Origin of the sequence: Amycolatopsis sp. NPDC058340 (assembly GCF_042723975.1) — a bacterium.
Lineage (GTDB): Bacteria > Actinomycetota > Actinomycetes > Mycobacteriales > Pseudonocardiaceae > Amycolatopsis.
Genome location: NZ_JBHXIB010000003.1, coordinates 122,284 through 143,759, shown reverse-complemented (window position 1 = coordinate 143,759; position 21,476 = coordinate 122,284). Strand labels below are relative to the sequence as shown.

The window sequence follows — 21,476 nt, the reverse complement described above, 5'->3', positions numbered from 1 at the left end:
CACAGCAGAGAAAGCGGCGGGCGGCCGGGCCCCGGCGGCATGGTCGGGGCATGACCGACAACGAGAAGCAGCCACTCTTCGACCAACGGCAACGGGAAAGGTTCTTCAGCCAGCGAGTCCTGGTCCTCGACGGTGCGCTCGACGACGACAACGGGACGGTCCTCACCACCCAGCTGCTGTCACTCGCGAGCGAGGATCCGCGCAAGGACATCGCGTTGTGGATCCATTCGCCGGGCGGTTCGGTCCCCTCGATGCTGGCGATCCGGGACGTGATGCGGCTCGTGCCGTGCGACGTCGCCACCCTGGCGCTGGGGCTGGCGTGCAGCGCCGGGCAGTTCCTGCTTTCCGCGGGCACGCCGGGCAAACGGTTCGCCCTGCCGCACGCACGGATCCTGATGCACCAGGGCTCGGCCGGTATCGGCGGCTCGGCCGTCGAGGTCGAGGTGCAGGCGGACGATCTGCGCTACACACGCGACACCGTGCTCGGGCTCATCGCCGACGACACCGGGCAGCCCATCGACCGGATCTTCGCCGATTCGCTGCACGATCGCTGGTTCACCACCGAGCAGGCCCGCGAATACGGCTTCATCGACCACATCGTCGAAAGCCTCGACCAGATCGTCCCCGTCCGCACCCACAAACTCGGCCTCGGCACGGAAAGGGGTGCGGGCGAATGAGCACCTACACCATCCCCAACGTCATCTCCCGCAGCCCCGCCGGCGAGCGGATCATGGACGTGTACTCGCATCTGCTGTCGGAGCGGATCATCTACCTCGGGACCGCGATCGACTCCGGGGTCGCGAACGCCCTGATCACGCAGCTGCTGTACCTGGAGGCGGACAACCCCGAGCAGGAGATCAACCTCTACATCAACACCGAGGGCGGTGACCCGTCGGCGATGCTCGCGCTGTACGACACCATGCGCTTCATCAAGGCGCCGGTGGCGACGACCTGTGTCGGCCAGGCGGTCGCGGCGGGCGCGATCCTGCTGGCCGCCGGCGAGGCCGGGCACCGGTTCGTGCTGCCGCACACCCGGGTGGTGCTGCACCAGCCCGCGGCGCAGGGTCGCGGCACCATCCCGGACCTCATCCTGCAGGCCGACGAGGTCGTGCGGGTGCGGACGCAGCTGGAAGAGATCCTTTCCGCCCATACCGGCCGTGCCGTCTCGGATCTGCGTCACGACACCGACCGGGACCGTGTGTTCGACGCGGCGGGCGCCGTCGCCTACGGGCTGGCGGACCGCGTCCTGGACGAACGGGCTTAGGGACTCGGCAAGTTTGCGCGGATGCCCAGTGGCGGTCTCGCGTGACTGGTTGGACGACACACGTGAGCGGAGGGACGACACGCGTGTCCGGACGGACGACTCGCGGCGATGCCTTCACCGCGAGTGTGCCGTCCGCCTGGTCACGTGTGTCGTCCGTCGGATCACACGTGCCGTCCGATCAAGCACGCGAAGCCACCGTTCGGTACAGGTGGTCGTGACCTCAGGGCTTAGGCGGCCATGAGCACCGGCCCTCGCGGACGACGGCCGACCGCGAGGCCCGTGCTGCCGCCCCGGCTGATCGTGCCCGCGATCCCGAAGAGCAGGTCCGCCAGGTCGAGCCCGAGCGCGCCGGTGACCGCAGCGATCATCTCGCTCGACGGCTCCTTGCGGCCGCGCTCGATCTCGGACAGGTACTGCGGCGAGATCCCGGCGCGTTCCGCGACGTCGACGAGGCGGCCGCCCTGTTCCTCCCTCGCGGCGCGCAGGCTCCGGCCCAGCACGTCACGCCACAGCGGTGCCGGTTCGGGACGCTTCTGCTGGAAAGGGAGGATGTCCGCCATACGATCATCGTGACATCGGGCCGGGGCCCGCGTGCCCCGTTCCGCTCAAGGCGAAACCGACAAGCCGCTCTCGGCCGCGAGGATGCCCGCGACCGAGACGGCCTGTTCACCGGTGATCTTCGCGCCGCGCAGGGTCAGCAGACCGCGGACACCGGACAGGCGCGAGCCGCGCAGATCGCAGCCCACCGCGGCGGTCGCCGCGAATTCGGTTTCGGTGAAGTCGCAGTCCAGGAACGTCAGCCGGGACAGGTCGCCGGAGAACACCGTCTCCCGGAACGAACATCCGGAGAACACGACCGCGCCCTTCACCCGCTCGACCGTCACCGAGGCGTAGTCGAACGGCGCGTTCTCGACGTACAGATCGGTGGCGGAGGTGATCGCCACCCCGAGCCCGATCGCCCGGCAGCGCAGGATTTCGACCCGGCGGGCCGACAACTCGCGAATGGCCGCGTTGGACAGGTCGACGCCTTCGAGGACGACGTCGGAGAGCGTCAACCTGTCCAGCCGGGCGTTCGCCAGGCTCACCTCCGAGACGAGGGAGCGCGCGATCTCGCCGCCCCCGCGGGCACCGTCCTGCTCACCGCCGTCCAGATGGACGGTGTCGAAATCGAAATCGCCGCCGAACACGGCGGGTTCGCTGCCGAGGTCGTCACGCTCGACCGAAGGCCGCCGCACCTTGATGCCGCCGAAATCCCGGAACTCCATGTCCCGGACCGTACCGGGGCCCGAGATCAGTCCCGGACGCCCTACACCGCGGCTCCGAAAACGGCGGTCTCACCGCGGCGCGCGACACGTCACCTCTCGGCACCAGTGTGACCACAGGGGTACTCCGTCCTGGCTACGACGGCTTCACAGACCGGGCAGTTGTTCACCGGCCGCTCACGACGGCCCCAGTACGGATGAGTGGCTCCGCAGAGCGCGGTGACCGGCTCGCCGAGGCCGGGGTCCGGGTTGCAGACCGGGCAGTAGGCGTGCGCCGCCCGCTCGATTCCGGCTGTCATGCTCCACCTCCTGACGGGTACATACGGTACCCGCCGCGGCATCCGGTTCCGGAAATACAACGAAAGGCGCATATTTCGATCGCCCGACCGAACGGAACAATCGAATTTCTACCCACACTTACCCGGCCATTACCAAGACATTTACTTGCTGGTCTTTTCGAGTGATCGGCGGCCATGATCACCTTCGCGCAAAGACAACCGGTGCGCGATGCCGCTAACATCGCAAGCGTTCTCCGGACAGACTAGGCACGTCCTGTTCGCGCTGTCTGCCTCATTCACGACTTAAGTCGGGAGGTCGCGAGCGTGCGCTCGCCACGAAAAGCCAACGGAAACGGCTCGGGAATCCACCACGAGGAAGGCGCGGCCACCACCGCACTGCTGCGCCTCGGCCGTTATCTCACCCGCGCGGAGAGTTCCGTACATCTCACCGGCGGCAGGGAAGGCGACGTGTTCTACCGCGATCGCTGGAGCCACGACAAGGTGGTCCCGTCGACGCACGGCGTCAACTGCACGGGTTCCTGCCGCTGGAACGTGTACGTCTCGGACGGGATCATTACCTGGGAGAGCCAGGATCCCGATTATCCCTCCGTCGGCCCCGACAAACCGGAGTACGAACCACGCGGTTGCCCGCGCGGCGCCTCCTTTTCCTGGTATTCCTACTCGCCGACCAGGGTACGTTTCCCGTACGCGCGAGGCGTACTGGTGGAAATGTACCGCGCCGCGCTGAAACAGCACGGTGATCCCGTCGTCGCCTGGGCGTCGGTGATGGACGACCCGATGAAGAGGCTTTCTTATCAGCGGGCCAGGGGAAAGGGCGGATTGGTCCGGGTGAGCTGGGACGAAGCCGCGGAAATCGCCGCCGCCGCGCATGTGCACGCCATTTCCCGGTACGGCCCGGACCGGGTCGCCGGTTTTTCGCCGATCCCGGCGATGTCGATGGTCTCGCACGCGATCGGGTCCCGGTTCATGGCGCTGATCGGCGCTCCGATGCTTTCGTTCTACGACTGGTACGCCGATCTGCCGGTGGCCTCGCCGCAGGTGTTCGGCGACCAGACCGACGTGCCGGAATCCGCGGACTGGTGGGACGCCGCGTACCTGATGATGTGGGGTTCCAACGTCCCCGTGACCAGGACACCGGACGCGCACTGGATGGCCGAGGCACGGTACCGGGGCCAGAAGGTCGTCGTGGTCTCCCCCGACTACGCCGACAACACCAAGTTCGCCGACGAGTGGCTGGCCCCGCATCCCGGCACCGACGCCGCGCTGGCGATGGCCATGGGGCACGTGATCCTCACCGAGTTCTTCGCCGACCGGCAGGTGCCGTACTTCACCGACTACGTCCGCCGCTTCACCGACCTGCCCTTCCTGGTCACGCTGACCGAGCGGGACGGCGCGTACGTCCCGTCGAAGTTCCTCACCGCCGCCGACCTCGGCGACGCCGGAGCCGAGCCGGACTGGAAGACCGTGCTGGTCGACGACCGCACCGGCGAACCGGTCGTGCCCAACGGCTCCGTCGGCTTCCGCTGGAACGAGCACGACCAGGGCCGCTGGAACCTCGACCTCGGCGACGTCGTACCGCGGCTGAGCCTGCTCGCCGATCCGGCTCACCAAGGTGTCGAGGTGCTCCTTCCCCGCTTCGACGCGGAGGGTGTCCTACGACGCGGGGTGCCCGCCGTGGAGCAGAGTGGGCGGTTGGTCACCACGGTGTTCGACCTGCTGATGGCGCAGTACGGTGTGCGGCGCGGCGATCTGCCCGGCCGATGGCCGTCCGGCTACGACGATCCGGCGGAGCCGTGCACCCCGGCGTGGCAGCAGGAGATCACCTCGGTCCCGGCCGATCGCGTCACCCGCATCGCCAGGGAGTTCGCCGAGACCGCGGAGGCCTCCCGCGGCCGCTGCATGATCCTGATGGGCGCGGGCACCAACCACTGGTTCCACTCCGACACCATCTACCGGTCCTTCCTGGCGCTGCTCACGATGACCGGCTGCCAGGGCCGCAACGGCGGCGGCTGGGCGCATTACGTCGGGCAGGAGAAGGTGCGGCCGCTGACCGGGCACCAGACCCTGGCGGGCGCGATGGACTGGGTGCGGCCCGCCCGGCAGATGATCGGGACCGCCTACTGGTACCTGCACACCGGCCAATGGCGTTACGACGCGCTGCGCAACGACGAACTGGCTTCCCCTCTGGCACAAGGGAAACTCGCCGGCACTAGCGCCGCGGACACCCTCGCGCAGTCGGCGCGGCTGGGCTGGATGCCGTCGTTCCCCACCTTCGACCGCAACCCGCTCGATCTCGTGGACGAGGCCGAGGAAGCCGGGCTCGACCCCGTCCGGCACGCGACGGCCCAGCTCCGCGAAGGGAAGCTGGGCTTCGCCGCCGAGGATCCGGACGCGCCGGAGAACTGGCCGCGGGTGCTCACGGTGTGGCGGTCCAACCTGCTCGGCTCGTCGGCCAAGGGGCACGAATACTTCCTGCGCCATCTGCTCGGCACCGACGCGAACCTGCGTGGCGACGAGGCACCGCCGGACGCGCGGCCGAAATCCGTGAAATGGCACGACACCGCGCCCGTCGGCAAGCTGGATCTCATGCTGGCGATCGATTACCGGATGACCAGCACCACCCTGTTCGCGGATCTCGTGCTGCCCGCCGCGACCTGGTACGAAAAGCACGACCTCTCGTCGACGGACATGCATCCCTTCGTGCATTCGTTCAACGCCGCCGTCGATCCGCCGTGGCAGACCCGCACCGACTTCGAGGCGTTCCACACCATCGCGGAACGGTTCAGCCGGCTCGCCGAAAGGCATCTCGGCGTACGCAAAGACCTTGTCGCCACACCGATGACGCACGACACCCCGGGTGAGACGGCGCAGCCGGGCGGGGTCGTCCGCGACTGGCGCGACGGCGACGTCGAACCGATCCCCGGTGTCACGATGCCGCGGCTGACCGTCGTCGAACGCGATTATCCCGCCGTGGCGGCGAAACTGGCCACGCTCGGGCCGCTGCTGGAGAAGCTGGGCGCCACCAGCAAAGGCATCACCTACGACGTCGGCGAGGAAGTGAACTGGCTACGTGCGAAGAACGGCGTCGCCAGGACAGGCGCCGCACAGGGCCAGGCGTTGATCGACACCGACATCAAGGCGGCGGACGCCGTGCTCGCGCTTTCGGGCACCACCAACGGACGGCTGGCCACCCAGGGCTTCCGCGAACTCGAGAAGCGTGTCGGCACCGAACTGGCGCATCTTTCCGCCGAACACGAGGGCAAGAAGATCACGTTCGCCGACACCCGGTCCCGTCCGGCGCCGGTGATCACCAGCCCGGAGTGGTCCGGCAGCGAGAGCGGAGGACGGCGCTATTCGGCGTTCGTGATCAACGTCGAACACGGGAAACCGTGGCACACCCTGACCGGCCGTCAGCATTTCTTCCTCGACCACGACTGGATGCACGAACTCGGCGAGGCGCTGCCGGTCTACCGGCCGCCGCTGGGTGCGCAGTATCTCTCCAGCGATTCCACCGAGGTCACCGTGCGCTATCTGACCCCGCACAGCAAATGGTCGATCCACTCGACCTACCAGGACAACCTGCACATGCTCACCCTTTCCCGCGGCGGACAGGGGATCTGGATGAGCCCGGCCGACGCGGAGGCCATCGGAGCGAAGGACAACGACTGGATCGAGGCGGTCAACCGCAACGGTGTCGTGGTGGCCCGCGCGATCGTCTCCCATCGCATGCCGGCGGGCACCGTTTTCCTTTACCACGCACAGGACCGGGCGGTGAACGTGCCGCGCAGCGAGGCCACCGGGAAACGCGGCGGCACGCACAACTCGCTGACCCGGCTGCTGCTCAAACCCACCCATCTCATCGGCGGCTATGCCCAGCTCTCCTTCGGCTTCAACTACCTGGGCCCCACCGGCAACCAGCGCGACGAGGTCACCGTGATCCGCCGCCGTTCCCAGGAGGTGCGTTACTGATGCGGGTCATGGCACAGCTGGCCATGGTGATGAACCTGGACAAGTGCATCGGCTGCCACACCTGTTCGGTGACCTGCAAACAGGCTTGGACGAACCGGGCGGGCACCGAGTACGCCTGGTTCAACAACGTGGAAACCCGGCCGGGGCAAGGATATCCGCGCCGCTACGAGGATCAGGAGCGCTGGAAGGGCGGCTGGGAGCGGACGGCGAAGGGCAAGCTGCGGCTCCGCGCGGGCGGGCGCCTGACCAAGCTCGCGAAACTGTTCGCCAACCCGGAACTGCCGGAGATCTCCGACTACTACGAGCCGTGGACCTACGACTACGCCACCCTGATCGAGGCGCCGCTGGGCGACGACGTGCCCACCGCCGCGCCCCGGTCGGCCATCACCGGCGAACCCACCCAGCCCTCCTGGGGGCCGAACTGGGACGACGATCTCGGCGGATCCACCGAACACGGCGTCAAGGACCCGATCGCCGAGAAACTGCGCGAGGAACTCGGCATCCGGATCAAGTTCGAGTTCGAGCAGAGCTTCATGTTCTACCTGCCGAGGATCTGCGAGCACTGTCTCAATCCGTCCTGTGTGGCCAGTTGCCCGTCCGGCGCGATGTACAAACGCGCGGAGGACGGGATCGTGCTGGTCGACCAGGACCAGTGCCGCGGCTGGCGGATGTGCGTCACCGGCTGCCCGTACAAGAAGGTGTACTTCAACCACAAGACCGGCAAGGCCGAGAAGTGCACCTTCTGCTATCCCCGGGTGGAGGCCGGGCAGCCGACGGTGTGCGCGGAAACCTGCGTCGGACGGCTGCGCTACATCGGCGTCCTGCTCTACGACGCCGACAAGGTCACCGCGGCCGCGTCCGTCGAGGACGAGCACGACCTCTACCCGGCGCAACTCGATCTGCTGCTCGACCCGCGCGATCCCGCCGTGATCCGGGCCGCCGAGGTGGCGGGCGTCCCGCACGACTGGCTCACCGCGGCCCGGCGTTCGCCGGTGTACCAGCTGATCCACGACTACCGGCTGGCGTTGCCGCTGCATCCGGAATACCGCACGATGCCGATGGTCTGGTACATCCCGCCGCTGTCGCCGGTGGTCGACGCGGTCAGCGGAAGCGGCCACGACGGCGAACACCGCGACAATCTGTTCGGCGCCATCGACGCCCTGCGCATCCCGGTGGAGTACCTGGCCGAACTGTTCACCGCCGGGGACACCGCGCCGGTCCGGCGGTCGCTGCGGCGGCTGGCCGCGATGCGGTCCTACCTGCGGGCGGTGAACCTCGGGCAGGAGACCGACGAGGACATCCCCGCTTCCGTCGGCCTCACCGGTGAGCAGATCTTCGCCATGCACCGGCTGCTCGCGCTGGCGAAGTACGACGAGCGGTACGTCATCCCCACCGCGGGTATCGGGCAGGCCCACGATCTGGAGGGTATCGCCACCCGGTGCAGCCTCGACGTCGACGGCGGACCGGGCATGGGCGGCGGTGAGTCCACAGTGGACCTGGTCAGCTGGGACGACGGCGCCCGGCCGGACGCGCTTTTCCCGACGTTGCGGGGGCAGGGCCGGTGAAACTCCTCCGTCCCCGTGCCACGCGGGACATCGCGGCCCTGCGCCAGATCGCCGGCTGGTGCCTGCAATATCCCGACGAAGCCGTCCTCGGCAAACTCGGCCTGCTGCGCGCCTGCCTCGACGAGACCACCGGCCCCGGCCACGGCGAACTCGGCCGCACGGTCGCCTATCTCGAACACGGCGATCCCCGCGAGCTGGCGTCGCACTACATCGAGGTCTTCGACCGGAAACCCCGGCGGACCCTGCATCTGAGCTGGTTCCTCGACGGCGACACCCGGCGGCGCGGCGAGACACTGGCCGCCCTGCGCCGGTTCTACCGCACCCACGGCTTCGCGCCGGCCGAGAACGAGTTACCGGACTTCCTGCCCGTCATCCTGGAGTTCGCCGCCGCGGCCGGCCCCGGCGCCGCCACCCAGGTGCTCACCCGCTTTCATCCCGCGCTGGAACTCCTGCACCGCAACATGTCCACTATGGACACCCCGTATCGCGACGCCGTCGCGGCGGTGCTGGCCACGCTGCCCGCCGTCCCCGCGCCGCTGCCCGCCGAACCGCCGGCCGAGCTGGTCGGCCTCGACCCGTTCCCCACCGGCGCCGGAGGTGGCCGATGAGTTCCGGACTGGACCTGCTGCTGTGGGGCGCCGCGCCCTACGCGTCGATCGTGCTGCTGGTGTTCGGCACGATCTGGCGCTACCGGCACGACAAATTCGGCTGGACCACCAGGTCGAGCCAGCTCCACGAGGCCAAGCTCCTGCGCGTGGCCAGTCCGGTGTTCCACGTCGGGCTGCTGATGGTCATCGGCGGCCACGTGCTCGGCCTCCTCGTGCCGAAGGGTGTCACCGAATTCGCCGGACTCGACGAACACGGCTATCACCTGGTCTCGCTCGGGATGGGCACCCTCGCCGGGCTGGTCGCGCTCGGCGGGCTCGGTCTGCTGCTGTGGCGGCGGATCCGGGTGCCGGCGGTGCGCGGCGCCACCTCGGTCAGCGACCGGTACATGTACGTGGTGCTCGTGCTGGTGATGTTCGCCGGGCTGGCGACCACTGTGGTCGACAACGGCGTCCGCGGCGGCTACGACTACCGCGAGACGGTCGCGCCCTGGTTCCGCGGCATCCTGCTGCTCGATCCCCAGCCGGAGCTGATGGCGTCGGCACCGCTGGACTACCGGCTGCATGTCGCGCTGGGCATGGTGTTGTTCGCGCTGTGGCCGTTTTCCCGGCTGGTGCACGCTTTCAGCGCGCCGGTGCGGTACCTGCTCCGCCCGTACGTGGTCTACCGGCACCGCGCCCCCGGCGGCGTCGGCACCCGCGAACCGCGCCGTGGCTGGGAATGACCCGGATCCGCCGCACCGTCTACGCCGGGCTGGGTTCGTTCGGCTGCATCGTGTTCATCGGGCTCTGCGCGATCCTTTCCGGCGCTCCCCTGCTGTTCCCTTCGCTCGGGCCCACCGCGTTCCTGGTGTTCACGAGCCCGCGGGCACCCGCCGCCAGCCCGCGCAACACGGTGCTCGGACATCTGGCCGGTGTCGTGGCTGGGCTCACCGGTCTCGCGGCCACCGGGTTGCTGTCGGCCGCCCCTGACCTGACGCATCCGTCGTGGGCCAGGATCGGGGCCGCCGCGATCGCGCTGGGGCTCACGTGCGCCGCGATGGCCGCGCTGGAGATCCCCCATCCGCCCGCCGGGGCCACCACCCTGATCATCGCGCTCGGCCTGCTGCACACCGCTCCGCAGCTCGCCGCGGTCCTGGTGGGCGTGGCCCTCATCGCGCTGCTCGCGGTGCTGATCAACAGGCTGTTCGGCCTGCCCTATCCCTGGTGGCGCGCGCCTGCCGTGCGTGAGCGGCCGTCCCTCGATCGTGGCTCCCCGGGCCCCTGAATGGCCGCTGTTCCCCCACCGTGCCCGGTTCTATCGTTCGGACGCATGGCAAGCGACTTGCAACGGCGCAAGGTGTCGGGGGTCTTCGCCGCGATGGACGTCGACGGCGACGGTTTCCTTGAGGAGCAAGACTTCCAGGCCTTGGCCGACCGCTGGGCGCGGCGGCGCGGCCCTGGCGACGAACGGCGGCTGACCGGCATCATGCTGAGCTGGTGGACGACGTTGCTGGCGGCCTCGGATCTGAACCGCGACGACAAGGTCTCCCTCGACGAGGTGCTGCTGGTGGTCGACAAGCTCCCGGACACGCCCGAGGCCGTGACCGCCACGGCCGACGCGATGTTCGAAGCGGTCGACGAGAACCGCGACGGGCTGATCTCCGCGGCGGAATACCACCAGTTGATCGAGGTGTGGAACGGGTGCCCCACCGACACCGACGCCACCTTCCCGTTGCTGGACTCCGACGGCGACGGAATGCTGTCCCGTGACGAGTTCGCCGCGCTGTGGCTGGAGTTCTGGGCGGGGGACGACGCGGAGGCGCCGGGCACGCTCGTCTTCGGTCCGCTGGCGGTCTGACGGCGTTCGGGCGGACCCCGCGTCCAAACGGGCCGACCCCGGCCACTCGGCAGGTCGCCACCGTCCCGGCCGCTCAGGATGGCACGCGTGGAAGCCGACTCGATGGTCTCGGGCGCGATCGCGCTGTGCCTGCGGGACCGGTGGACGGAAGCGGCCGAACTGCTGGCGGAGAACGATTCCTGGCGCGCCGGGCCGGCGGCTTCCGCCATGCTGGGCGAGCTCTTCCGCGGCCTCGCCGAGCTCTGGGACGGCCGTTCCGCGCGGTTCGGCGCGAGTCTGACCGAGCGCGAGCGGTGGCCGTCGAGGACGGTACCGCGGTACCTGAACGACCAGATCGCCTCGTACGTCTCCGCGTTGCTGGTGCTGGGCGAACGGGCACGCGCCGAGAAGCTGCTTGCCGACGAGGCCTTCCCCGAATCCGGCCTGCGGGACAGCGAACGGTCGATGCTCGCGGCCATGCGCGGCAGGCCCGGTCCGGCGATCGACCTCGCCCGCCGGGCCGTCGCCGACCGTTCGCGGCGCGGCTACGACATCGGCTCGTCCGCGATGTGTCTGTCGGCCGTGTCGGTCCTGCTGGCACAGGGACGGCCCACCGAGGCACGGGAGCTGCTCACCGCCGCCCGCGCCACGGCACCGACACTGGCGCATCTGCTCGACATCGCGGAAGCCCGCGTCGACATCGCCATGGGTGAGACCGGCCGCGCCGCCAGCCGTCTCCGCGAGGCCACCCGCGGACTCGCCGTCGGCACGGACATCGCCTGGGCCGATCTCGCCGACCTCGCGTTGCGGAGGAACGACCGGGCGTCGGCGAAACAGGCACTCGACGCGCTGGAGGCTCTCGCCGCCGCGATGCCGACGGGACGGGTGCTGCTGCATCGCCATCTGGTCCGGGCCTGCCTCGGCGAGGAGCCCGCCGCCGAATGCCTCCGGCTGGCCCGCGAACGCGACCAGCCGCTCGAACTGGCCGCCGTCGCCGAACGCCTCGACCGGCACCGCGCGACGGATCACGCGAGTTCGGCGCCTGATCACGCGAGTCCCGCCTAGATCACCCCGGCCCGAACGGCGTACGCGACGGCGTGCGGGCGGTTCTTCAGCTTCAGCCGTCCGGTGATGCCCTGGATGATGTGCTTGACGCTGCGTTCCGAGTAGCTGAGCTCACCGGCGATCTCGACGGTGTCCTTGCCCTCGGCCATCAGCCGCAGCACGTCGATCTCCCGCGTGGTGAGCCCGGCGGTGTTGACGCCCATCGGGTCGAGCACCTCGCGCTGCAGCCGTTCGACGTGTTTGAGCAGTTCGCCGAGCAGGCTCGGCGGGAGCACTCCGCCGCCGGTGGCGGCCGCGCGGACCGCGTGCGCCAGCCGTTCGCCGGTCGTGGCCGACCGCGGCAGGACCGCCACCACCCGGCATTCGATGGCGGGCACGAGCTCCGCCTCGCTGATCTGGCTCACCACGAGCACCACCGGTTTGCCGTCCTCGGCGGCGAGCCGCCGCAGCCAGAGCACGATCTCCGGCGTCAGGCATTCGGCGGCGAACACCAGCACGTCGGTCTCGGCGCGCCGCTCCCAGTCCCGGATGTCGATCCCCTGCTGCATGCCCAGCTGGCTGGCCAGGCCCGCCGTGGTGATCGGATCGGGCGCGTGCACCGCCACGGTGATCTGTCGGGTTTCCGTGTCCACTTCGTCCCCTCCGCTTGTACGCGGCCCCAGTCGGATGGATGGGACACAGTCTGCGAAGGAGCTCTTCACGAATTCTCAACGAGGCGTGAAGGACTTCGTGGCCTGCTGAAACGCCTCGACGTACTTGGGGAGCTCGTCCAGAAGCTCGCGGAGCCTGGCCTCGGGGCCGGTGTAGTCCGGGTCGGCGAGGAGGGCGTAGCCGTAGGCCAGCGTCCGGCGAAGCTCGGCGACGCGTGCTTCCGCTTCATCGGCGTCCAGGACCAGCCTGCCGTTCTGGGCGAGACTGAGCAGGACATCACCGGCGAACAGCTCCTGATCCTGGCTCACCGGCACAGCATGCACAGCCGCGCATGCCCGCCACCAGCACCGGACGACACTTTGCCCCTGCGAACGTCCGGGTCTGCCCACTCGTCCGGGGCGCGGAAACCCACATGAACGGACATCCGACAGTCCACGGATCGGCGAAATCCGGTCATGGCGGGCCAAACCCACACGGTGGGTGTCCGATTGATTGCGAATCCCACATCGGCGCCACTAGGATTTCCGCCGAGCGGGACATTCTTTTTCAGCGGTCGGACGCACAGGCGGCGGGTCATGGACGAGGTTTCCTCGCTGACGGTGCGGCTGCTGGGCGGTTCCCCCGCCCGCCACGGCGACGGCGAGATCGCGCTGGGGCCTGCCCAGCGGCAGGCGGTGTTCGCCACGCTCGCGCTGCACGCCGGCCAGTTCGTCTCCCGCCGGGAGATCATCGACGCCGTCTGGGGCGAGCGGCCGCCCGACAGCGCCACCGGCATCGTGTACAACTACGTCTCGGCGTTGCGCCGCGCGCTGGAGCCGGTCGGCGAACCGCTCGTCGCCAGCCGCGCCGGCTACCGTCTCGACCTGCCGAAACAGCAGGTCGACGTGCACGTTTTCGAGGCCGAGCTGGACCGTGCCCGCGCGCACCGGCTCGACGGCGCGCACCAGCGGGAGCTGGAGTCCCTGCGGTCCGCGCTCGGGCAGTGGCGGGGTTCCGCGCTCGACGGGATCCCCGGCCCGTTCGCCGAGACCGAGCGTGCCCGCCTGAACGAACTCCGGCTGAGCGCGCTCGAACGCCAGGCCGAGATCACCCTGCGGCTCGGCGGCCACCACGACCTCGTGGGCGAGCTCGCCGTGCTGGTCGAGCGCCATCCGCTGCGCGAAGGCCTGCACCGCATGCTGATCACCGCCCTGTTCCGGTCCGGGAAGCGGGCCGAGGCACTGGCAGCGTTCGACCGCGCCCGCGAGACGATCATCGAGCGGTCCGGCCTCGAACCCGGCCCGGACCTGCTGGACCTGCGGCGACGGATCCTGGACGACGATCCGTCACTGCACCCCCGGGACCGGACGCGGGCCGTACCCGGGCGGCCGTCCGCTTTCGTCGGCCGGGAGTTCGAGCTCGGCAGGGTTCGGCGGCATCTGTCCGCCCTGCTGGACGAAGGTCGCGGCGGCACGGTCTGGCTCGACGGCGAAGCGGGCAGCGGCAAGAGCGCGTTCCTCGCCGAGGCGCTGGCCACGGCGAGAAGCCGGACGCGCTGGGCCGGGGCCGACGAGCTGAGCGGCGCGGTCCCGATGAGCCTCATCGCCGACTGCCTCGGCGGCGAGGCGCTGGACGATCTCGGCAAAACGGTCACCGGATTATGCGAAGACGGGCCGCGGGTGCTCGTCTTCGAAGATCTGCACTGGGCCGACGAGGAAAGCCTGCTCGCCTGGCAGCGGCTGCACCGGCTCACCGCGCACCTGCCGCTGCTGCTGATCGGCTCGGCGCGCCCGCTCCCCCGGCGCCGGACGCTCGACCTCCTCCGCTCGGAGTTCGACGGCGAGATCGTCCCGCTGCCGCCGTTCGACGGCCAGGCCGTCGCCGCGCTCGCCGAAGAGACCCTGGCCAGGGATCCAGGTGAGGACTTCCTCGGGTTCGCCACCGAGTACACCGCCGGGAACGCCGCCTATCTGCGCGAACTGTTCGCCGGGTTCGCCGACGGCCACGAGCCGGACACCACGCCGCACGGCAGGCTCGCGGCCGTGGTGGAGGATCATCTCGCCACGCTTTCCGTGCCGTGCAAGCGAACGCTGAATTCCGCCGCGCTGCTCGGCTCGTCGTTCACCGTCTCGGACCTGGCGGGGATCACCGGCCGCGAACCGCGGTCGCTCACCGACGCGGTCGACGAGGCGCTCGCGGCGCATGTGCTGGAGGCCGGCGGGGAACGCCTGCGGTTCCGCGTCCCGCTCATTCGAGCGGTGTTCGCCGCGAACACCCCGCCCGCCATCCGCGCCGTGCTGCACCAGGAGATCGCCACGACCATGGCGGACTCCGGCGCCCCCGCGGATCGTGTCGCCGAGCAGCTGCTCCAGGCAGGCGACGAGCTGACCGCGCCCTGGATCCCCCGCTGGGTGCTCGACAACGTCCGCGCGCTGTCCGCCGGGCCCGCCGTCGAACTACTCAATGTGCTTTCCCACCAACGGAATCTCACCGAGGAGCAGCACCAGGAGCTGACCGGTGAACTCGCCGCCCTGCTGCTGCCCGAAACGGACACCGCTCCCGCCTGGCCCACCCAGCCCTGGTGCACGCCGCTGCACGCGCTCGCCCGGGTGCGCAACCCGACCGCACCGAGGACGTCCTAAACTGCGGGGACACATCAGTGATCCGGCCACTTTCGAGGTATGACGAGAAATGGAGCCGGCGTGACGAACGGGCTGCGCGTCGAGCTGCTCGGGCCGCCTCGTGCCTGGCTCGGCGACGTCGAGCTGAAGCTCGGGCCCGCCCGCCAGCGCGCGGTCTTCGCCACCCTGGCGACGCGGCACGGCCAGGCGATCTCCCTGGGAGAGCTGATCTCGGCCGTCTGGGGCGGGTCGGCGCCCGCGAGCGCCACCGGCAGTGTCCACACCTACGTCTCCGGCCTGCGCGGAGCGATCCGCAAGGCGGGCGGTGACGCGCACGAGATCCTGGGCTCGTCGGGATCGAGTTACTCGCTGCGCCTGGCCGGGGAGGCGCTCGACGTCCACCGGTTCGAAACCGACGTCGCGGCCGTCAAGGCGGCACCCGCCGATCAGCGGGGCGCGGCCGCACGGCTCACCTCCGCACTCGGTCTCTGGCGCGGCGAGGCCTACTCCGGCGTACCGGGCCCGTTCGCCGAAGCGGAACGCGTCCGGCTGGCCGAACTCCAGCTCACCGCCGCCGAACTGCGCGCCACCGCCCTGCTCGGCACCGGCGATCACCGTGAAGTGGTGGCCGAGCTGACCGCGCTGGTGCAGCGTCATCCGTTGCGCGAATCGCTGCACGAGACGCTCATGCGCGCCCTGTACGCGAGCGGACGCCAGATCGAAGCGCTCGGCGCGTACCGCGAGGCCAGGCGGATCCTCCGCGACGAACTCGGCGTCGAACCCGGTGCCCCGCTGCGGAATCTGCACCAGCGCATCCTCGACGGCAGCGAAAAACCCGTCACCGCGCCGAAACCGGTTCCGGTGCGGGTCGTGCCGCCGCCGGTGGCCAAGGCGATCGAACGCGGCGGCCATGGCCGGCTGCCCGGCCGTGCCCGGCAGGTCGAGCGGCTGGACGGCTTCGTCACCGACGTGCTCGCCGGCCGCGGCCGCCCGGTCTGGCTCGAAGGCGAACCGGGTATCGGCAAATCGGAGCTGCTGATCGCCGGGCTGGCCGGTGCCGCGGCGCGCGGCTGCCAGCTCGCCTGGACCGCGGCCGACGAACTGCAGCAACGGTTCCCGCTGCAGGTGATCATGGAATGCCTCGGCGTGCACCACGGCGCGGCGGATCCGGCCAAGGCCAAGCTGGCGGGCGAGCTGCACGCCGAACCCGCGCACGGGAACTGGGGCCCCGCCGATCCGATCCTGTCCACTGTGGACAAGCTGCTGACACTGGTCGACGAGACCTGCGCGGCGGGCCCGCTGGTGCTGGTGATCGACGATCTCCACTGGGCCGACGAGGCCAGTGTGCTGCTGTGGCAGCGGCTGGCCGCCGCCACCCGCCAGCTGCCGTTGCTGCTGGTCGCCGCCACACGCACCGGGCACGGCCGCCGGGACCTCGCCCAGCTGCGTCGCGGGGTCGAGGCGAGGGACGGCGAGATCATGCCGGTCGAGGTGCTGACCGACGACGACATCGCCGCCGTTTTCGAGGCGATCCTCGCGGCGAAACTCGGGCCGAGCCTGCGTCCACTGGTCCGGCGCGCGGCCGGGAATCCGCTCTACGCCAGGGAAGTCGCGCACGACCTGGTCCGGTCGGGCTCGGTGCGGATCACGGCGGGCGTGGCCGAGGTGACACTGGACGGCACCGAAAACGCGCCGCGGTCGCTGCTGGCGGCGGTGGCCAGGACGCTGGAAACCCTCGACCCGGCCACGACCGGGATCCTGCGCACCGCGTCGCTGCTTGGCGCGGAGTTCGCCGTCGAGGACATCGCCACGCTGGCGGGAAAGAGCCCGCTGGAGGTACTGCAGGAGCTGGAGCCCGCCACCACCGCGGGCGTCATCGAGTACGCCGGCGACAAACTCGCCTTCCACCATCCGTTCCAGCGGCAGGCGCTCTACGGCGCGATCGCCGAACCGGCCCGCGCCGAACTGCACCGGCGCGCCGCCGAATCGCTCGCGCGGGCGGGCGCGCCGATCAAACGGGTCGCCGAGCAGCTCGCCGCCGGGCCGGTGCCGTTCGACCCGTGGCTGGCGGGCTGGCTCACCGCCAACCACGTCGCGGTGTCCAACCGCGCCCCGCATATCGCGGCCGACCTGCTCCGCGGCGCGCTCGACAGTGCGGTGCCCACGCGGGAGCAACGGGAGACGCTGATCGCCGCGCTGGTCCGCGTGCTTTTCCGGCTCGAACTGGCTCCCGAGGCCGAAGCCGAGGAGGCCGTGAAAACCGTCGTGGACAAGGCGGATCTGGCGCAGATGCGGCATTTCCTGGCCGCGCTGCGCTACCGCCGGGGCGACACGCCCGGCGCGATCGAGGCACTCGGCGACACCGCGGACGACCCGTCGATGCCGGAACTGTGGCGCACCAGTACCCGGACGCTGCTGGCCAACTTCCGCCGTGGAGACCTGTCCGACCTCGACGAGACCGAACGGATCGCGCGGGGCCTGCACGCCGAGGCGGCCGAAGCGGGTGAGCGCTACCCCGCCGCGCACGCGCAGCAGACGTTGTGGCTCGTGCACTCGATCCGCCGGGAGCACGATCGGGCGCTGACCGCGATCGACGCCGCGCTGGAGACCGCCGGACACGACGCCGACCTGGCGACCTTGCGGTTCGATCTGCTCGACAACCGCCTCTTCACCCTGCAGAACCTCGACCGGCTCGAAGAGGCCGATGCCACGCTGCACGCCGGGTACGAGACCGCGGCGCGGCACGGCCTGCCGACCGGCCCGCAGGTCTCGGCGGCCGTGCACTACTACTGGACCGGGCGCTGGGACGAGGCACTGGCCGAACTGGACTCGGTCACCGAGGACGGCCCGGCGATCACCTTCTACGGTGTGCGCGAGCCGGGTGCGGCCGCCCTGTTGCTGCACGGGGTCGCCGCCCTCATCGCTGGCCATCGCGACGAACGCGTCTCCGTCCGCGCCCATCTGGAAGCGGCCGAGGCGCACTCGCCGTCGAACTCGTCCGAACGCGAGAGCTGCGACTTCTACCTGGCGGCACAGGCGATGGCCGCCGAACAACGCGGCGATCTCGACGACGCGCTGCGACTGTTCGCGCCGGTGCTGCGCCCCGACTACGCCCGGATGATGCTGCGCCACCAATGGCTTCCCGACGTCGTCCGCGTCGCGATCGCCGCCGGGAACGACGCCGTCGCGGAGGAAGCGCTCGCCGTCTGCGCCGAGGAGGCAAGCCAGGAGACCGTGCCCGCCAGGGCCACCGCCGCCGCCCTCCGGTGCCGGGCGTTGATCGACGGTGATCCGGACGGCATGCTGGCCGCGGCCGATCACTACCGCGAGGTCCGTCGCCCCATCGAACTCGCGGCCGCCCTGGAGGACGCCGCCGAGCTGCTCGGCCGCGCCGGGTACCTCGAAGCGGCCACCCGCTCGCTCACCGAGGCGTGCGAAGTGCTCGGGCCGGTCGGCGCCACCTGGAGCATCCGCCGCGCGGAAAGCAGGCTGCGACGCTACGGCGTTTTGAGCCGCGCGGCGCGGGGTCCCCGGCACAGCGCGGCACTGTCGCCGCTGGAATTGCGGGTCGCTCAGCTGGTGGCGGCGAAACTGTCCAACCCGGAGATCGCCGCGGAACTGAGCCTCCCCAGGAGGACGGTGCAGTCGCTGGTGTCCAGGGTGCTGACCAAACTGCACGCCGATTCCCGGCTGACCGTCGGCGACCAGCTGCCGAGACGGCTCGCGTGACCGCACGACCGAGGAGAACCATGACCCGCGTACTGGCCGGATTGACGGCTCTCGTGCTGCTGCTCAGCGGCTGTTCGGGCACGCCGGAAGCCGGTGGCCCGATCAAACTCACCGTCGCCACCTTCGGCGAGTTCGGGTACGAGAAACTCTTCGACGACTACGAAAAGGCCCATCCGGGTATCACCGTCGAGGGCCGGGTCGCCGATTTCGAGACGCATCACCGGCAGCTCGCCACCGGGCTCGGCGCCGGACGCGGCAGCGCGGACGTCGTGGCGATCGAAGAGCAGTACCTCCCCAAGTTCCGCCAGTCCACGGACAAGTTCAGTGATCTGTCCGAGTTCGGCGCGCAGGGTCTCCGCGAGCACTGGCCCGCCTGGAAATGGGACCAGGGCACCGCCGAGGGCGGGAAGTTCGTGATGGGACTCGGCACCGACATGGGCAGTCTCGCCCTCTGCTACCGCCGTGACCTGTTCGCGAACGCCGGCCTGCCGACCGACCGCGACCAGGTGGCCGCGCTGTGGCCGACCTGGGAGAGCTTCGCCGAAACCGGGGAACGGTTCAGCGCCAAGGCACCGGGCGACGTCAAATTCGCCGACTCGGCGGGCACCGTCTACACGGCGATGCTCAACCAGGCGCAGGAGAACTACTTCTCCAAGGACGACAGGTTCATCGCCGACACGAATCCCAACGTGCGCAAGGCCTTCGAACTCGCGGGCGGGATGGCGCTGAAGAAGGAGACCGCGGCGGTCACCACCTTCACGCAGCCGTGGACGGTGGCGATCAAGCAGAGCCGGTTCGCCGCCATCACCTGCCCCGCCTGGATGCTCACTCAGATCGAAGAGGCGGGTGGGCCGGAACTCGCGGGCAAATGGGACGTCACCTCGGTTCCGGGCAAGGCGGGAAACTGGGGCGGCTCGTTCCTGACCGTCCCGAAACAGGGCGCGCACCGCAAGGAGGCCTACGACCTCGCCGTCTGGCTCACCGCGCCCGAACAGCAGAAACGGATCTTCCTGGAGAGCGGCCTGCTGCCGAGCGCGCTGGGCGCCTACCAGGACAGCGCGGTGCTTTCCCACACCAGCCCGTATTTCAGCGGGGCGCCGATCGGCAAGATCTTCGCGGCGTCCGCCGAGGCCTTGCGGCCGAACTACCGCGGGCTGCGCGACGGCGAGGTGCGGCCGGTGTACGGGCACGCGCTCGGCCGCGTCGAAGAGGGGAAGCAATCACTCGACGAGGCTTGGCGCCAGGCCGCGACCGAAGGCCGCGCCGCGGCCGCCAACTGAACGGGGACGGCGTGACACGCGGGTTTCCGGCCGGGTTCCGGTGGGGAACGGCCACGGCGGCGTACCAGATCGAGGGCTCGACGACGGCGGACGGCCGCGGACCGTCCATTTGGGACACCTTCACCGCGAGACTCGGCCTGCCCACCGGCGACCCGGCTTGTGACCACTACCGGCGTTACCGCGAAGACGTTCGCCTGCTGAGCGAACTCGGCGTGCCGTATTACCGGTTCTCCGTCGCGTGGTCGCGGGTCATGCCGGACGGCCGCACGGTCGAGCCACGCGGGACGGCCTTCTACGACCGTCTCGTCGACACGTTGCTGGACCACGGCATCACCCCGATGGTGACGCTCTACCACTGGGATCTCCCGGAGGCCTTGCAAGCGGAAGGCGGCTGGCCGAACCGTGTACTCGCGGACCTTTTCGCGGACTACGCGTCGACCGTCCACAAAGTACTCGGCGACCGGGTGCGCCAGTGGACCACGATCAACGAGCCGTTCTGCGCCGCCTTCATCGGCTACGGGAACGGCGACCACGCGCCGGGCATCCGGGACGAGGGCGCGGCTTTGGTAGCCGGGCACAATCTCCTGCTCGCGCACGGCAAGGCCGCACAGGCGTTGCGGGCTGATGGCGGCGAGCAGGAAGTGTCCATCGTGCTCAACTTCGCCCCGGTGCTGACCGATGTCGACGACGCCGCGCACCGCGAGGCCGCGCGCAAATTCGACTTCCTGCACAACAGGTTCTTCCTCGATCCCTTGCTGGGCCACGGCTATCCGCCCGAACTGCTGGCGGATCTCGCGCATCTCGGCACACTGGAACCGGCGATCGCCGACGGTGATCTGGAGATCATCGCGCAGCCGCTGGACGTCCTGGGCGTCAATTACTACGCGCCCGCCCGCGCCGTTCCGCTGGCGGACCCTCATGCCGACAGCAACTGTCCCCTGCCGGGCCTGCGCGGCATGAACGTGTTGCCACCTCGCGGCGACCTCACGTCGCTCGGCTGGGAACAGCGGCCGGAATGCCTCACCGAACTGCTGCTGTGGCTGCACGAACACTGCCCCGGCCTGCCGCTCGTGATCGCCGAGAACGGCGCGGCCTTCAAGGACGAGGTCGTCGAAGGCCGCGTACACGACGAGAAACGCGTACGGTACTTCGCCGAACACCTCGCCGCCGTGCACGACGCGATCGAGCGCGGCGCCGACGTCCGCGGTTACATGGCCTGGTCGCTGCTGGACAACTTCGAATGGGCCAAGGGGTACACGCAGCGGTTCGGCCTCGTGCACGTCGACTTCGAGACCCAGGAACGAGTACTCAAGGACAGCGCCCGGTTCTACGCGGATGTGGTGGCGCGCAACGGTTTTTAGCGACTTC

At 70.0% G+C, this 21,476-nt stretch carries 18 protein-coding genes; 13 read left to right on the top strand and 5 right to left on the bottom strand.

From position 1 onward, the window contains the following. Positions 1 to 50: 50 nt before the first annotated feature. Both ACFWIW_RS05765 and ACFWIW_RS05760 read left to right on the top strand, forming a co-directional pair. Positions 51 to 677, top strand: a complete 627-nt coding sequence (locus ACFWIW_RS05765) for a ClpP family protease (protein ID WP_378367341.1) — start codon at positions 51 to 53, stop codon at positions 675 to 677. Further along, positions 674 to 1,264: a ClpP family protease gene (locus ACFWIW_RS05760; protein ID WP_016335566.1), complete on the top strand. Its 591-nt coding sequence runs from the start codon at positions 674 to 676 to the stop codon at positions 1,262 to 1,264. Before ACFWIW_RS05765 ends, ACFWIW_RS05760 begins: the two co-directional genes overlap by 4 nt. Before the next feature lie 227 nt (positions 1,265 to 1,491). On the opposite strand, the gene ACFWIW_RS05755 is transcribed toward ACFWIW_RS05760, so the two are convergent. The 3 genes from ACFWIW_RS05755 to ACFWIW_RS05745 form a co-directional block, all read right to left on the bottom strand. Beyond that, positions 1,492 to 1,824 (bottom strand): helix-turn-helix domain-containing protein, encoded by a 333-nt coding sequence (locus ACFWIW_RS05755; protein WP_378367340.1) that lies wholly within the window; start codon positions 1,822 to 1,824, stop codon positions 1,492 to 1,494. A 45-nt stretch (positions 1,825 to 1,869) separates the two neighbouring features. Continuing rightward, a complete protein-coding gene (locus tag ACFWIW_RS05750) occupies positions 1,870 to 2,529 on the bottom strand; it encodes a pentapeptide repeat-containing protein (RefSeq protein ID WP_378367339.1) in 660 nt (219 codons plus the stop codon). A gap of 89 nt (positions 2,530 to 2,618) precedes the next feature. Next, the gene (locus ACFWIW_RS05745) at positions 2,619 to 2,825 is read right to left on the bottom strand and encodes a hypothetical protein (RefSeq protein ID WP_378367338.1); all 207 of its coding nucleotides are present in this window, start codon (positions 2,823 to 2,825) and stop codon (positions 2,619 to 2,621) included. A gap of 303 nt (positions 2,826 to 3,128) precedes the next feature. On the opposite strand from ACFWIW_RS05745, the gene ACFWIW_RS05740 reads away from it, so the two are divergent. The 7 genes from ACFWIW_RS05740 to ACFWIW_RS05710 all read left to right on the top strand — a co-directional run bounded on the left by ACFWIW_RS05740 (position 3,129) and on the right by ACFWIW_RS05710 (position 11,848). Further along, a complete protein-coding gene (locus ACFWIW_RS05740) occupies positions 3,129 to 6,794 on the top strand; it encodes a nitrate reductase subunit alpha (RefSeq protein ID WP_378367337.1) in 3,666 nt (1,221 codons plus the stop codon). Further along, positions 6,794 to 8,359, top strand: a complete 1,566-nt coding sequence (gene narH / locus ACFWIW_RS05735) for a nitrate reductase subunit beta (RefSeq protein ID WP_378367336.1) — start codon at positions 6,794 to 6,796, stop codon at positions 8,357 to 8,359. Before ACFWIW_RS05740 ends, narH begins: the two co-directional genes overlap by 1 nt. Then, the gene (narJ, locus tag ACFWIW_RS05730) at positions 8,356 to 8,967 is read left to right on the top strand and encodes a nitrate reductase molybdenum cofactor assembly chaperone (protein WP_378367335.1); all 612 of its coding nucleotides are present in this window, start codon (positions 8,356 to 8,358) and stop codon (positions 8,965 to 8,967) included. The genes narH and narJ overlap by 4 nt, the downstream gene beginning before the upstream one ends. Next, entirely contained in the window at positions 8,964 to 9,689 is a 726-nt protein-coding gene (narI, locus tag ACFWIW_RS05725) for a respiratory nitrate reductase subunit gamma (protein WP_378367334.1), read from the top strand. Before narJ ends, narI begins: the two co-directional genes overlap by 4 nt. After that, positions 9,686 to 10,231, top strand: coding sequence for an HPP family protein (locus ACFWIW_RS05720; protein ID WP_378367333.1), 546 nt, complete (start codon positions 9,686 to 9,688; stop codon positions 10,229 to 10,231). Before narI ends, ACFWIW_RS05720 begins: the two co-directional genes overlap by 4 nt. Before the next feature lie 45 nt (positions 10,232 to 10,276). Then, complete coding sequence (locus tag ACFWIW_RS05715) at positions 10,277 to 10,804, top strand: EF-hand domain-containing protein (protein ID WP_378367332.1); 528 nt, start codon at positions 10,277 to 10,279, stop codon at positions 10,802 to 10,804. Positions 10,805 to 10,891: 87 nt separating this feature from the next. Next, positions 10,892 to 11,848 (top strand): hypothetical protein, encoded by a 957-nt coding sequence (locus tag ACFWIW_RS05710; protein WP_378367331.1) that lies wholly within the window; start codon positions 10,892 to 10,894, stop codon positions 11,846 to 11,848. Here ACFWIW_RS05710 and ACFWIW_RS05705 read toward each other — a convergent pair. Together ACFWIW_RS05705 and ACFWIW_RS05700 are read right to left on the bottom strand one after the other, a co-directional pair. Next, positions 11,845 to 12,480, bottom strand: a complete 636-nt coding sequence (locus ACFWIW_RS05705) for a response regulator transcription factor (protein ID WP_378367330.1) — start codon at positions 12,478 to 12,480, stop codon at positions 11,845 to 11,847. The genes ACFWIW_RS05710 and ACFWIW_RS05705 overlap by 4 nt on opposite strands. 75 nt (positions 12,481 to 12,555) lie before the next feature. Next, entirely contained in the window at positions 12,556 to 12,807 is a 252-nt protein-coding gene (locus tag ACFWIW_RS05700; RefSeq protein ID WP_378367329.1) for a hypothetical protein, read from the bottom strand. A gap of 267 nt (positions 12,808 to 13,074) precedes the next feature. Between ACFWIW_RS05700 and ACFWIW_RS05695 the strand changes: the two genes are divergently transcribed. From ACFWIW_RS05695 to ACFWIW_RS05680, 4 genes are read left to right on the top strand one after another with little or no spacing between them, the layout of a single operon-like run. Beyond that, the gene (locus ACFWIW_RS05695) at positions 13,075 to 15,120 is read left to right on the top strand and encodes a BTAD domain-containing putative transcriptional regulator (RefSeq protein ID WP_378367328.1); all 2,046 of its coding nucleotides are present in this window, start codon (positions 13,075 to 13,077) and stop codon (positions 15,118 to 15,120) included. Between the two features lie 60 nt (positions 15,121 to 15,180). Beyond that, positions 15,181 to 18,828, top strand: coding sequence for a BTAD domain-containing putative transcriptional regulator (locus tag ACFWIW_RS05690; protein ID WP_378367327.1), 3,648 nt, complete (start codon positions 15,181 to 15,183; stop codon positions 18,826 to 18,828). Between the two features lie 20 nt (positions 18,829 to 18,848). After that, positions 18,849 to 20,108 (top strand): ABC transporter substrate-binding protein, encoded by a 1,260-nt coding sequence (locus tag ACFWIW_RS05685; protein ID WP_378367326.1) that lies wholly within the window; start codon positions 18,849 to 18,851, stop codon positions 20,106 to 20,108. Between the two features lie 11 nt (positions 20,109 to 20,119). Continuing rightward, positions 20,120 to 21,469 (top strand): GH1 family beta-glucosidase, encoded by a 1,350-nt coding sequence (locus ACFWIW_RS05680; RefSeq protein WP_378367325.1) that lies wholly within the window; start codon positions 20,120 to 20,122, stop codon positions 21,467 to 21,469. The last annotated feature ends 7 nt before the right edge of the window (positions 21,470 to 21,476 follow it).